Here is a 13,113-nt window from a genome sequence, read left to right as displayed (position 1 = left end):
TGCGGAGGAATGTCTATGTTTAAAAATATCACCCGGCAGCTGCAGGCGCTGCTGAGCCGCCACCTGCCACACCGTCTTGTTCAGCGCGACCCGCTGCCCAATGCCAAAAACATGGCGGGGGCGGCGATCCCCGCGTCCCTGACCGAACGCTGCCTGAACGTGGCGGCGATGGATGAAAACGAAGTCTGGCGCGCCTTTGGCGGTCATCCTGAAGGGCTGAACGCGTCTGAAGTGGAAAAAATCCGCGCCGTGCACGGCGATAACCAGATCCCGGCGCAGAAGCCCTCTCCGTGGTGGGTGCACCTGTGGCTCTGCTACCGCAACCCGTTCAACCTGCTGCTGACCGTGCTCGGCATTATCTCCTACGCGACGGAAGATCTGTTCGCCGCGGGCGTCATCGCCCTGATGGTGGGCATCTCCACGTTGCTGAACTTTATTCAGGAAGCTCGCTCCACCAAAGCGGCGGATGCCCTGAAGGCGATGGTCAGCAACACCGCGACCGTCTCGCGGGTGATTAACGATCTCGGCGAAAACGCCTGGGTGGAGCTGCCTATCGACCAGCTGGTGCCGGGCGATCTGGTGAAGCTGGCGGCGGGGGACATGATCCCGGCGGATTTACGCATCATCCAGGCGCGCGATCTGTTCGTGGCGCAAGCCTCTCTGACCGGGGAATCCCTGCCCGTTGAAAAAGTATCGCGCAGCCGCGACCCGCAGCAGATGAACCCGCTCGAGTGCGATACCCTGTGCTTTATGGGCACCACGGTTGTGAGCGGCACCGCGCAGGCGATTGTCACCGCCACCGGGGGCAACACCTGGTTTGGACAGCTTGCCGGACGCGTCAGCGAGCAGGAGAGCGAGCCGAACGCCTTCCAGAAAGGGATTGGCCGCGTCAGCATGCTGCTGATCCGCTTTATGATGGTGATGACGCCGATTGTGCTGCTGATCAACGGCTACACCAAGGGCGACTGGTGGGAGGCGGCGCTGTTTGCGCTCTCCGTGGCCGTTGGCTTAACGCCGGAAATGCTGCCGATGATTGTCACCTCCACGCTGGCGCGCGGGGCGGTGAAACTCTCTAAACAGAAAGTGATCGTCAAGCACCTGGACGCCATTCAGAACTTCGGCGCGATGGACATCCTCTGCACCGATAAAACCGGCACCCTGACGCAGGACAAAATCGTGCTGGAGAACCACACCGATATCGCCGGTAAAACCAGCGAGCGCGTGCTCCACAGCGCGTGGCTGAACAGCCACTACCAGACCGGGCTGAAAAACCTGCTCGACGTGGCGGTGCTGGAAGGCGTGGACGAGGAAGCCGCCCGCACGCTCTCCGGCCGCTGGCAGAAGGTGGACGAAATCCCGTTCGACTTCGAACGCCGCCGCATGTCGGTGGTGGTGAGCGAGCAGACAGACGTGCATCAGCTGATCTGCAAAGGGGCGCTGCAGGAGATCCTCAACGTATCGACGCAGGTTCGCTATAACGGTGAGATCGTCCCGCTGGACGACACCATGCTGCGCCGCATCAAGCGCGTCACCGACAACCTGAACCGTCAGGGGCTGCGCGTGGTGGCGGTGGCGAGCAAGTTCCTGCCCGCGCGTGAGGGGGACTATCAGCGTATCGACGAATCCGATTTGATCCTTGAGGGTTACATCGCATTCCTCGATCCGCCGAAAGAGACCACCGCGCCGGCGCTGAAGGCGCTGAAGGCAAGCGGTATTACCGTCAAAATCCTCACCGGCGACAGCGAGCTGGTGGCCGCCAAAGTGTGCCACGAGGTCGGCCTTGACGCGGGCGACGTGGTGGTGGGGAGCGACATTGAGCACCTCACCGACGACGAACTGGCGCAGCTTGCCCAGCGCACCACGCTGTTTGCCCGCCTGACCCCGATGCACAAAGAGCGCATCGTCACCCTGCTGCGTCGCGAAGGGCACGTGGTGGGCTTTATGGGCGACGGTATCAACGACGCGCCCGCGCTGCGTGCGGCGGACATTGGCATCTCCGTAGACGGCGCGGTGGATATCGCCCGCGAAGCGGCGGATATCATCCTGCTGGAAAAGAGCCTGATGGTGCTGGAGGAGGGCGTTATCGAAGGGCGCCGCACCTTCGCCAACATGCTCAAGTACATCAAAATGACCGCCAGCTCCAACTTCGGTAACGTCTTCAGCGTGCTGGTGGCGAGCGCGTTTCTGCCGTTCCTGCCGATGCTGCCGCTGCATCTGCTGATCCAGAACCTGATGTACGACGTGTCTCAGGTAGCGATTCCGTTTGATAACGTGGACGACGAGCAGATCCAGAAGCCGCAGCGCTGGAACCCCGCCGATCTGGGGCGCTTTATGCTGTTCTTTGGGCCGATCAGCTCCATCTTTGACATTCTGACCTTCTGCCTGATGTGGTTTGTGTTCCATGCCAACACCCCGGAACATCAGACGCTGTTCCAGTCCGGCTGGTTCGTGGTAGGTCTGCTGTCGCAGACGCTGATTGTGCATATGATCCGCACCCGCCGCATTCCGTTCATCCAGAGCCGTGCCGCGTGGCCGCTGATTGTGATGACGGGGATTGTGATGGCGCTCGGCATCGCGCTGCCGTTCTCGCCGCTGGCAGGCTACCTGCAGCTGCAGGCGCTGCCGCTGAGCTACTTCCCGTGGCTGGTGGCGATCCTCGCGGGCTATATGGTGCTGACGCAGATGGTGAAAGGATTCTATGCGCGTCGGTACGGGTGGCAGTAAGTTTTTCACCCTCTCCCCTTTGGGGAGAGGGCCGGGGTGAGAGGACTGGCTTTCCTCCCAAATTCAACAACCTGTGATCTCCGTCGGCGCATTCGCTTGACGACAAATTGAGCGCATGTTAACAGAATGTTTTGCCTTTATTTGGCCCGTCAGATAAGGAACATTCATGTTACGGTACAGTCTCTTAACCGCCGGGCTGATGCTCGGCGCCTCTGCCTCTGCCTCTGCCTCTGCCTTTGCCGCTCCGGCAGGCGATCTCCCTTTGATGCCCTGGCCTGCTAAGGTCGAACGCCCGACCACCCAGGGCGCGCTGGTGCTCAGCAACAACGTATCCATTAGCGTCACCGGGGACGATCTCGGTGACGCGGCCAACCGCCTGCGCCAGCGCATTGCCCTGCAAACCGGCTGGACGCTGCAGCCGCAGGCTGAAAAGCCAGACAAACCGACCATCCGCATCGCGATTGCCAAAAAGGTCAAGCCGCAGCCGCTGCCGGACAGCGATGAAAGCTATAAGCTCACGGTGGACGCCAACGGCGTGAACATCTCCGCTAACACCCGCTTCGGCGCGCTGCGCGCCATGGAAACGCTGCTCCAGCTGATGCAGAACGGAGCGGAAAGCACCTCGCTGCCGTGGGTCACCATTGAAGATTCGCCGCGCTTCCCGTGGCGCGGGCTGCTGCTCGACTCGGCGCGCCACTTTATCCCGTTGCCGGATATCAAGCGCCAGATCGACGGCATGGCCGCGGCGAAGCTCAACGTCCTGCACTGGCATCTGACCGACGATCAGGGCTGGCGCTTCAGCTCGAAGCGCTACCCTAAGCTGACGCAGCTTGCCAGCGACGGGCTGTTCTACACCCCTGAACAGATGCGCGAGGTGGTGCGATACGCCACCGAGCGCGGCATTCGCGTGGTGCCGGAGATCGACATGCCGGGCCACGCCTCGGCGATTGCCGTGGCCTATCCGGAGCTGATGAGTGCGCCGGGGCCATACAGCATGGAGCGCAGCTGGGGCGTGCTGAAGCCGGTGCTGGATCCAACAAAAGACGCAACCTACGCCTTTGCCGACGCGATGGTCAGCGAACTGGCGGCGATCTTCCCCGATCCGTATCTGCATATCGGCGGTGATGAGGTGGACGACAGCCAGTGGAAAGCGAACCCGGCCATTCAGCAATTTATGCGCGATAAGAAGCTTGCCGACAGCCACGCGCTGCAGGCGTATTTCAACCGCAGGCTGGAAACGATCCTTGAGAAGCATCACCGGCAGATGGTCGGCTGGGACGAGATCTACCATCCCGACCTGCCGAAAAGCATTCTGATCCAGTCCTGGCAGGGGCAGGACGCGCTGGGACAGGTGGTGCAGAACGGCTATAAAGGCATTCTCTCGACGGGCTTCTATCTCGATCAGCCCCAGTCCACCGCCTACCACTACCGCAATGAAATCGTCCCGCAGGGGCTGAACGGCGTGGATGTGATTGCAGACACCGACAGCGTCCAGAGCTGGGCCTTCACCATGCCTCGCCTGAAGGGCAAGCCGGTAGAGGGGAGCTTTACGCTGGTAAAAGGGGATACCGGCTGGCGCGGATTTATTGATTTTGCCGGGAAATCCCGCCGCGCGGTGCAGGACATTGAATGGCGTGACGACAATCAGGTGACCTTCACCGTCGACACCTGGATGGGCGAGACGCGCCCGGTCGTCAACGTTGATAACGACAAGCTTTCCGGTTACTTCCTGGTGGGGAATACGCGCTACCCGATTAGCGGCTCGCGTGTGGACGAGGTACCGAAAGGCATTCCGCCCGTCGTGCCGGACGTGGCGAATCAGGCCAACCTGCTCGGCGGTGAAGCCGCGCTGTGGGCGGAGAACGTGGTCGCACCGGTGCTGGATATCCGCCTGTGGCCGCGCGCCTTTGCGGTGGCGGAGCGGCTGTGGTCAGCGAAGGACGTCAACGATGTCGACAACATGTATACCCGCCTGCAGGCGATGGACAGCTGGTCGACGGTGTCCGTCGGGCTGCAGCAGCATACCCAGCAGCAGGTGCAGTTCACGCGCCTTTCTAACAGTGCCGACACCCTGCCGCTGCAAATCCTCGCCCAGGCGGTGGAGCCCGCGCAGTATTACACCCGCCAGCACCTGAAGTTCCAGGCGGGAAATTATCATCAGTTCGAACCGCTCAACCGCTTCGCGGATGCGCTGAACGCCGAAAGCGCCACCGTGCGGCAGATGAACAAATGGGCCGACAGGCTGGTGAGCGACGCGGAAGACACGGAAAGTGCCGACGCGCTGCGCCACGTCTTTAACCGCTGGCAGAGCAACACCAGCGACGCGCTGGCCTTAAGCGAAAACAGCTATCAGCTAAAGGCGATGAAGCCGGTGATTCAGGAGGTGGATAAGCTGGTCTCCATTGGACTGAGGCTGACGGATCTGGTGGCGCGCCAGGGCACGCTGGATGATAAAGAGATTGCGTCGATTCAGAGCGAGCTGGATAACGCGGCGAAGGTTCAGGACGAGGTGGTGATTGCGGCGGTATATCCGCTGGAGACGCTGCTGCGCGCGACGCGGAATCAGTAACCCCTCACCCCAACCCCTCTCCCCATAGGGGCGAGGGGCTCGATCGGTCCCCTCTCCCCTATGGGGAGAGGGTTAGGGTGAGGGGAAAAGACTACTTAGTTCTTCAGCACCCACGCCTCTTTCCAGTGTGCGCCAACGCCTGGCTCATACTGGTTTGCGGTTGGGCTGTACTGCACGCAGTAGCCGCTGTACGGGAACGGCTTGCACTCGTAGGTCTTACCGTCTTTAGGCTGCAGTACCACGGTACCCGCTTTGTAAGACGCAATGCTGTCCGGGAAGATAAAATCGTGCTGACCGGTGCCGTCTGCGGCTGAATCGCCTTCCAGCATCAGGTTCAGCACGTCCTGGGCGAACATCGTGCCGTCTTTGTTGGTCGCGTAGTATTTCAGCATGTGGTGACCTGCCGTCACGTCATTCAGGGTCATGGTCACGTCCTGGTTGGCGTTGTTCATGTCCTGCTTCAGGTAGCCTTTTTCCGCACCGCTGTGGTTCATCACGTGTGCTTCAAGGTTCACGTCACCTTTGGTGTTTACGTGGAAGGTGACGGTTGCCTTGCCGTTCTCGATTTTGCTGTACTGCAGGTTAGAAACGGCAATGGTTTCATGCACTTCCGCCTTCTGCTCTTCATACGAGATCGCAACGGACTGCAGGGCGCTGCCGTCTTTGACGAAGACGCTGTTCGCGCCGTGGACCGGGCTGATTTCACCCGCTTCATCCTTCACGCCGACGCGTACGTCGCTGTGCGCCGCGTTGATTTTCTGCGCCAGATCGTATGCCCACTGGTTCGCATCCCCCTGGGCTGCTGAACTAATGGTCATCTCGGTGCGCATGGCGGCAACTTCGCCGTTGGCATCGAAGAATCGCGCGATGACTTTATCGCCTGCATTCAGGTTATTACCGGCAATCTGCCCGCTCAGCGTTTTGTTCCATTCGGACACCACCGCAGGCGTGTCGTCCGGGGTGACGTTGCCGCCGTTGCCGAAATCAACGTCAATGGCCTGATAGAAACTGTTCGAGGTATCCGCAATTTCCCATACGCCGTAAATAACCTGGTAGCCCGTGCGCTCAGGAACATTACAGGTCATGCTTTTTGTGACGGCAGGAGCCTGGTTATTTCCGTTGATTGTACAGAATGGGGTTAATTCAAACTGATCGCGAGTCAGCGGCTTATTTGGATCCCAGTTCTGCTTAGTAATGTAATAACGCCAGTTGGTGGTTTTATGCGGTGCGGTATGGTGCCAGACAAATTCATGCGGCCCCGCCGTCATGGGGGTTTTGGTCCAGGCGTTCAGGCTCTGCTTATCAAGCTGGGAGTAGTTGGCAATGCCTGCGCTGGCGAGCTGGCCGTCAGGGGGCATGGCGCCGGTCGGGAATCCGGAAGCTTTTTCTACGCTCTGCGGTTCGTACTGAACGGAGCCGCAGTCAATATTCTGGCCTAGCTTACACATATAAGCGCGGCTGGCGGGAGATTCTATGTATCCGTGTGCAATTGCTGAAGACGCAGCCGTTAGTGTGGCAACGGCCAACGCAATTTTTGAGAGTTTCATTCTTTGTCCATTAATTAGAATATAACAAGGCAGCGTCAGTCTATTAATGGAGTGGGGGATGCGTCATTTCCTGCAGAGAGTAAAAATGGTCGAAATAAAAAAGGCAGCCTCAGCTGCCCTCTGTAAATTGAAATGAATTAACGACGTACGGCAATCGCTTCAATTTCAATTTTCACGTCTTTTGGCAGACGGGCCACTTCAACGCAGGAGCGCGCCGGGAAGGAGGCGTTGTGCTCGTTGAAGAAGGCTTCATACGTGGCGTTAACGGTCGCGAAATCGTTCAGATCTTTCACAAAAACGGTGGTTTTCACGATATCGCCCACTTTCAGACCGGCAGCTTCAACGATCGCCTGCACGTTTTCCAGCGACTGACGCGCCTGTGCCGCTACGTCGGCCGGCACTTCACCAGTTTTCGGGTTCACCGGGATCTGCCCAGAGGTGATGATCATGCTGCCCAGATCGACGCCCTGAACGTAAGGGCCGATAGCCGCTGGTGCACTTTCCGTCGCGAGTACTTTGGTCATGATTTCTCCAGAATAACAGCTGATTAAATGTTCCCGGCCATTATAGGGAGGCCGGGATCCTTTACCAACCTCAATTAGTTGGCCAGCACCACATAATGAGAAAACTCTTTTTCACAGTATTTGCATTTGAGCGCGATGTCATCGGCGCGTTTTTTCACTGCAAAACTGGAGGAAACCGGCTCAGCGTGACTGATGCAGTTGCTGTTCGGACAGACCAGCACGCTTTCGATGCGATCCGGCAGGCTCGGGCGGGATTTTCCGACCACTTCATACTCGTCGATGCGGTTGACCGTGGCGTCCGGCGCGTACAGCGACAGCTGGTTAACCTGCTCGTCGGTCAGGAAGGTGTTCTCAATTTTAATCAGGTCCTTGCGGCCCATTTCACCCGACGGCAGGTTCAGGCCGATGGTGATGCGCTGGTCGGTTTCGGTCAGTTTGAACAGCGTCAGCAGCTTAAAGCCCACCTGTGCAGGGATGTGGTCAATCACGGTGCCACGCTTGATGGCTTCAACCTGGAGTTTGTTATCGTGTGTCATTGTCGTTTCCCCTTACAGTGCCAATTCGCGATTCAGAACCAGTGCCAGTAACGCCTGGCGGGCGAAGATGCCGTTTCCGGCCTGCTGGAAGTACCAGGCGTGCGGCGTTTTGTCCACGTCTGTGGCGATTTCATCGATGCGCGGCAGCGGATGCAGCACCTTCATGTTGTCGCGGGCACCGTCGAGGTCGCTGGCGCGCAGCACGAACTGCGCCTTCACGTTGGCGTATTCGGACGGATCCAGACGCTCTTTCTGCACGCGGGTCATGTAGAGAATATCCACATGGCCCACTACCTCTTCGATGCTGGCGTGCAGGCTCCACTGAATGCCTTTTTCGTCCAGCATGTCGAGAATGTACTGCGGCATCGCCAGCGCGTCAGGCGCGATGAAGAAGAAACGGTTGCCGTTAAATTTCGCCAGCGCCTGGGTCAGGGAGTGGACGGTACGGCCGTACTTCAGGTCGCCGACCATGGCGATGTTCAGGTTCTCGAGCGTGCCCTGCGTCTCCTGAATGGTGAACAGATCCAGCAGGGTCTGCGTCGGATGCTGGTTGGCACCGTCACCGGCGTTCAGCACCGGAATGCCGCCGGAAAATTCCGTCGCCAGACGCGCCGCGCCTTCCTGCGGGTGGCGCATCACAATCGCGTCCACGTAGGTACTGATGACTGAAATGGTGTCCGCCAGGGTCTCGCCTTTTTTACCCAGTGACGTATTGCTGCTGTCCGAGAAGCCCACCACGCTCGCGCCCAGGCGGTGCATGGAGGTTTCAAAGGAGAGGCGGGTGCGGGTTGAAGCTTCGAAGAAGCAGCTCGCAATCACCTTGTGCTTCAGCAGCTCCGGTTGCGGATTGGCCTTCAGTTTTGCCGCGGTTTCCAGAACCAGTTCCAGCTCTTCGCGGCTGAGGTCGCTTATGGAAATGATGTGTTTTTGATAAAGCGGATTCATGTTTATCTCCTGACGCCGGGCAAAAAAAAGCCCCTCAAATGAGGGGCTCTGGGAATAGGTTTAGCAACGGGAAGAAAAACGGCAGGCCAGCGTCTGATTTCAGACGCGGTAAGACGTTATGTCGTACACGCTTGACCATGCTTCCTCCCGGCAAATTGTCGGGCATTATACGCAGCTCGCTTTGCGGATCAAGCGATTTAATGCACGCTTTACTCAATGCAAACGGTTCTTTATGAATATTAATGCGTTCTGAGTAAATAATTAATTTGCTTATGCACCAGCGCGGTGCGCTTCACGACCCTGGGTGCGACCCAGACGATACTGCTTCCGGCCACCACGCCTAAAATTTCCGGTAACTGGTGATAATCCAGAATACGCGCCACCGCGCGGCCATATCCGGCAACGGTATGGATAAGGATAAATTCGCTATTGTGCTCCACGCTCACCACCATTTCGGATACGGTGCGCGCGGCATCGGGGGCAGGGCGCAGCTGGGGATTCAGCGAATAAATTTTTAGACCTTTGGCATTTCGAATTTTTATGACACCAAGCAACTTGAGCAGACGTGAAACGGTGGACTGGCTGATGGTCTCAAAACCCCGCTCCTGCAAGTCGCGGCGGATCTCCTCCTGAGAGAGATAGCTCTTTTCCGCGATCAGACGCTGGCAGACCGTTAGCTGTAGTTGCTCTTTGGGAGAGTACTCTTCGTAATCCATCATAGTTCCCATATCAGTTCCCGAAATAACCGGTGGCACTGCACCGATCCGTAGGCCGGATAAGCGCAGCGCCATCCGGCAAATCACAACATGGCACCCAGGCTTAACGCCACCATAATCACCACCGTTAATATCCCCAGCAGCGGCGCGACCCATTTCAGATAGCGCACGTAGGGCACGCGGGCAATAGCCAGCCCGCCCATCACAACGGCAGAGGTGGGAGTGACAAGGTTAACGATGCCGGACGCCGACTGGTAAGCCGTTACCACCAGGTCGCGGTTGACGTTAGCGAAATCGGCAAGCGGCGCCATGATCGGCATCGTCAGAACGGCCAGGCCGGACGAAGATGGCACAAGAAACGACAGCACCACTTCCAGCCAGTACATCACGTTGATAAACGCCACCGTCGACAACCCGGTGACCATCCCCTCGGCGCTGTGCAAAATGGTGTGGGTAATCATGCCCTTATCCATGATCACTACGATACCGCGCGCGATGCCGATAATCAGCGCGACGCCCAGCAAATCTCGCGCGCCGTTGATAAAGGTTGAGGTCAACTCCTCTTCGCTCATCCGTGCAATCAGCCCGACGATAATCGCGCTGGCGAGAAACACCGCCGAGATCTCCGCCATCCACCAGCCCAGCACCGCCACGCCGTAGATCATCACCGCGAAGGCGAGGGCGAAAATCACCAGGATGAGTTTGCGCACCGGGGTAAATTCCAGCGACTGCTCGCCCTTATTGCCGAGGAAATGGGCGAGGTTTTCTTCCTGCTTATCCGCCACGATCGACAGCGACGGATCCTTGCGGACCTTGCGGGCGTAGCGCATCACCCACGCCACGCAGATAACCCAGCCAATCACCAGCAGCGCGATGCGCAACATGATGCCGTTGGTGAAGGGGATCCCGGCGGCGTTGGCGGCGATCACCGTGGCGAACGGGTTAATAGTAGAGCCGAGGGTACCGATCCCCGCCCCGAGCAGGACGGTGGACGCGGCGACGACCGGATCGAACCGCGCCGCCAGCATCACCGGCACCAGCAGGGTGTAGAACGGCAGCGACTCCTCGGCCATGCCGTAAATTGTGCCGCCAGCGGCAAACAGCGCCATCAGGATCGGGATCATCCACTCCTCGCGGCCACGCAACTTAGTGGTGACGCGCTCGATCCCGGCGTCAATCGCCCCGGTTTTGGTGACGATCCCGAGGAAGCCCCCGATGATCAGAATAAACAGCGCGACGTCGATCGCCCCGGCCTGGCCGGATTCCGGATCGTAGAGCCCGGCAATCGGCGCCATCAGCACCGAAACCAGCCCCTGCGGATGCGCCGCCACGTGCGCGTAGGTGCCGGCAACCGGCACGTCCTTGCCGAGCGCCTCGTTCATCGCCATATGGTACTGCCCGGCCGGCACAATCCACGTCAGCACGGCAACCACGGCAATCAGAAAAAAGAGAATGGTGTAAGCGGAGGGAAACTTAAACTTGCCCATGATGTTCTCCTGAAACCCGGCGCACCCCGCGGCGCGCCGGGCGGTGATTAGTCGCCGAGTGTCGCCACCATGACCGCTTTAATGGTGTGCATGCGGTTCTCTGCTTCGTCGAAAACGATGGAGTTCGGTGATTCGAAGACCTCTTCCGTCACCTCCAGCCCCTTCAGGCCGTACGCCATCTCGATCTCTCGGCCCACTTTGGTGTGCTCGTTGTGGAACGCCGGGAGGCAGTGCATAAACTTGACGTTCGGGTTGCCGGTGGCCTTCATCACGTCCGCGTTAATCTGATACGGCTTCATCAGGCTGACGCGCTCGGCCCAGGCTTCCTTCGGCTCGCCCATGGAGACCCACACGTCGGTGTAGAGGAAATCGGTCCCCCGCACGCCTTCTTCCACGTCGTCTGTGAGGGTAATGCGCGCGCCTGTTTCTTTCGCGATGGCGCGGCACTGCTCAACCAGTCCGGCTTCCGGCCAGAAGGATTTCGGCGCAACGAGGCGAATATCCATACCCATCTTGGCCGCGCCGACCATCAGCGAGTTGCCCATGTTGTTGCGCGCGTCGCCGAGATAGGCAAAGCTCAGCTCCGGCAGGGTTTTGCCCGGCGAATGCTCCAGCATGGTCATCAGGTCGGCGAGGATTTGCGTTGGGTGGAACTCGTCGGTCAGGCCGTTCCACACCGGCACGCCCGCATATTCGCCCAGCTCTTCGACGATGGCCTGGCCGTAGCCGCGGTATTCGATGCCGTCATACATACGGCCTAATACGCGGGCGGTGTCCTTCATCGACTCTTTATGGCCAATCTGCGAGCCGCTTGGGCCGAGGTAGGTGACCTGCGCGCCCTGGTCGAACGCGCCCACTTCGAAGGCGCAGCGGGTGCGGGTGGAGGTTTTTTCAAAGATCAGGGCGATGTTTTTCCCGACCAGGGTTTGCTTCTCACGCCCGGCTTTTTTGGCCGCCTTCAGGTCGATGGCGAGATCGATCAGGTACTGGATCTCCGCCGGGGTGTAGTCCAGCAGTTTCAGAAAGTTGCGGTTTTTCAGGTTGATGGTCATGGGTAAATCCTTTTTAAAATTTAGCTGTCTGATGCCCTCACCCCGGCCCTCTCCCACGGGGAGAGGGAGAGGTGGGTGAGGGGAAAAGGGTGTTCAATTACGAATCAACGTGCCTTTCTCGCCCGCCAGGATCTCTGCGCCGTCGGCCAGCGCGCCGATCCCGGCAATGCCGTTGCAGGCTTCAACAAACTCGCGGCAGGCGGCCACTTTCGGCCCCATCGATCCGGCGTCGAACTGCATATCTCTGAGTAGCTCCGGCGTCACCTGCGCCAGCGGGCGCTGGGTCGGCTTGCCCCAGTCGAGGTACACCGCGTCGGCATCGGTGAGGATCAGCAGGGCGTCGGCCCCGATCTGCCTCGCCAGCAGCGCGGCGGAGAGGTCTTTGTCGATCACCGCTTCAATCCCGCGATAGCCGTTGGCGTTTTCCACCACCGGCACGCCGCCGCCGCCGTTGCAGATCACCAGGTGGTCACGCTGAATCAGCGCGGTGATGGCGTCGCTCTCGACGATGCGCTTCGGCTGCGGCGACGGCACCACGCGGCGGACGTAGCTCCCGTCGGCCTTGAACACCCAGCCTTTTTCCGCGGCCAGCGCTTTCGCCTGGGCTTCGCTGTACACCGGGCCGATGTACTTGGTCGGGTTGCTGAAGGCCGGGTCGGCGGCGTCCACTTCGACCTGCGTGAGCAGGACGCTCACCTCGCGCTGCGGCAGATTATTTTTCAGCGCTTGCTGGAGCATGTAGCCGATCATCCCCTGGCTTTCGGCGCCGAGAACGTCCAGCGGGTAGGGCGTCACTTTGTCGTAGGCGCTGTTCTGCAGCGCCAGCAGCCCGACCTGCGGGCCGTTGCCGTGAACCAGCACCACGCGCCACTGCGCCGTCAGCCCGGCGATGGTGCGGGCGGCCTGCTCGATGTTCTGGCGCTGGATCTCCGCTTCCAGCGGCTCGCCGCGCTTGAGCAGCGCGTTGCCGCCCAGGGCCACAACCAGAGTGGGTTTTCGTTCCATGATGGCTC

At 59.5% G+C, this 13,113-nt stretch carries 11 protein-coding genes and 1 pseudogene; 3 read left to right on the top strand and 9 right to left on the bottom strand.

Annotated features, from left to right (window positions below):
• Positions 1-15: 15 nt before the first annotated feature.
• Both mgtA and AB8818_RS14655 read left to right on the top strand, forming a co-directional pair.
• Positions 16-2,724, top strand: coding sequence for a magnesium-translocating P-type ATPase (gene mgtA / locus AB8818_RS14660; RefSeq protein WP_116343558.1), 2,709 nt, complete (start codon positions 16-18; stop codon positions 2,722-2,724).
• A 166-nt stretch (positions 2,725-2,890) separates the two neighbouring features.
• On the top strand, positions 2,891-5,293 hold the full coding sequence (locus AB8818_RS14655) for a beta-N-acetylhexosaminidase (protein WP_192981813.1): 2,403 nt from the start codon (positions 2,891-2,893) through the stop codon (positions 5,291-5,293).
• 95 nt (positions 5,294-5,388) lie between these two features.
• On the opposite strand, the gene gbpA is transcribed toward AB8818_RS14655, so the two are convergent.
• The 5 genes from gbpA to AB8818_RS14630 all read right to left on the bottom strand — a co-directional run bounded on the left by gbpA (position 5,389) and on the right by AB8818_RS14630 (position 8,984).
• Entirely contained in the window at positions 5,389-6,840 is a 1,452-nt protein-coding gene (gbpA, locus tag AB8818_RS14650; RefSeq protein ID WP_192981815.1) for an N-acetylglucosamine-binding protein GbpA, read from the bottom strand.
• 137 nt (positions 6,841-6,977) lie between these two features.
• Positions 6,978-7,364 carry a 2-iminobutanoate/2-iminopropanoate deaminase gene (ridA, locus tag AB8818_RS14645; protein ID WP_116343965.1) on the bottom strand — a complete coding sequence of 129 codons (387 nt, stop codon included), beginning with the start codon at positions 7,362-7,364 and terminating at the stop codon, positions 6,978-6,980.
• Between the two features lie 74 nt (positions 7,365-7,438).
• Complete coding sequence (pyrI, locus tag AB8818_RS14640; RefSeq protein WP_023310197.1) at positions 7,439-7,900, bottom strand: aspartate carbamoyltransferase regulatory subunit; 462 nt, start codon at positions 7,898-7,900, stop codon at positions 7,439-7,441.
• A 12-nt stretch (positions 7,901-7,912) separates the two neighbouring features.
• The gene (gene pyrB, locus AB8818_RS14635; RefSeq protein WP_192981816.1) at positions 7,913-8,845 is read right to left on the bottom strand and encodes an aspartate carbamoyltransferase; all 933 of its coding nucleotides are present in this window, start codon (positions 8,843-8,845) and stop codon (positions 7,913-7,915) included.
• Between the two features lie 34 nt (positions 8,846-8,879).
• Complete coding sequence (locus AB8818_RS14630) at positions 8,880-8,984, bottom strand: pyrBI operon leader peptide (protein WP_022646880.1); 105 nt, start codon at positions 8,982-8,984, stop codon at positions 8,880-8,882.
• Between AB8818_RS14630 and AB8818_RS14625 the strand changes: the two are divergent.
• Positions 8,964-9,081 (top strand): annotated as a pseudogene (locus AB8818_RS14625) (hypothetical protein). The gene AB8818_RS14630 and the pseudogene AB8818_RS14625 overlap by 21 nt on opposite strands.
• Before the next feature lie 3 nt (positions 9,082-9,084).
• Here AB8818_RS14625 and AB8818_RS14620 read toward each other — a convergent pair.
• From AB8818_RS14620 to arcC, 4 genes are all read right to left on the bottom strand, one after another.
• Positions 9,085-9,564, bottom strand: a complete 480-nt coding sequence (locus AB8818_RS14620; protein ID WP_003863366.1) for an arginine repressor — start codon at positions 9,562-9,564, stop codon at positions 9,085-9,087.
• Between the two features lie 80 nt (positions 9,565-9,644).
• A complete protein-coding gene (locus tag AB8818_RS14615) occupies positions 9,645-11,048 on the bottom strand; it encodes a YfcC family protein (RefSeq protein WP_166709957.1) in 1,404 nt (467 codons plus the stop codon).
• Positions 11,049-11,095: 47 nt separating this feature from the next.
• Positions 11,096-12,100, bottom strand: coding sequence for an ornithine carbamoyltransferase (gene argF, locus AB8818_RS14610; protein WP_116343961.1), 1,005 nt, complete (start codon positions 12,098-12,100; stop codon positions 11,096-11,098).
• Positions 12,101-12,193: 93 nt separating this feature from the next.
• Positions 12,194-13,105, bottom strand: a complete 912-nt coding sequence (gene arcC / locus AB8818_RS14605; RefSeq protein WP_192981818.1) for a carbamate kinase — start codon at positions 13,103-13,105, stop codon at positions 12,194-12,196.
• Positions 13,106-13,113 lie beyond the last annotated feature (8 nt).

Source organism: Enterobacter sp. KB-280D8, from assembly GCF_041399405.1.
Lineage (GTDB): Bacteria > Pseudomonadota > Gammaproteobacteria > Enterobacterales > Enterobacteriaceae > Enterobacter > Enterobacter cloacae_N.
This window is presented reverse-complemented; position numbering and strand designations above follow the sequence as displayed.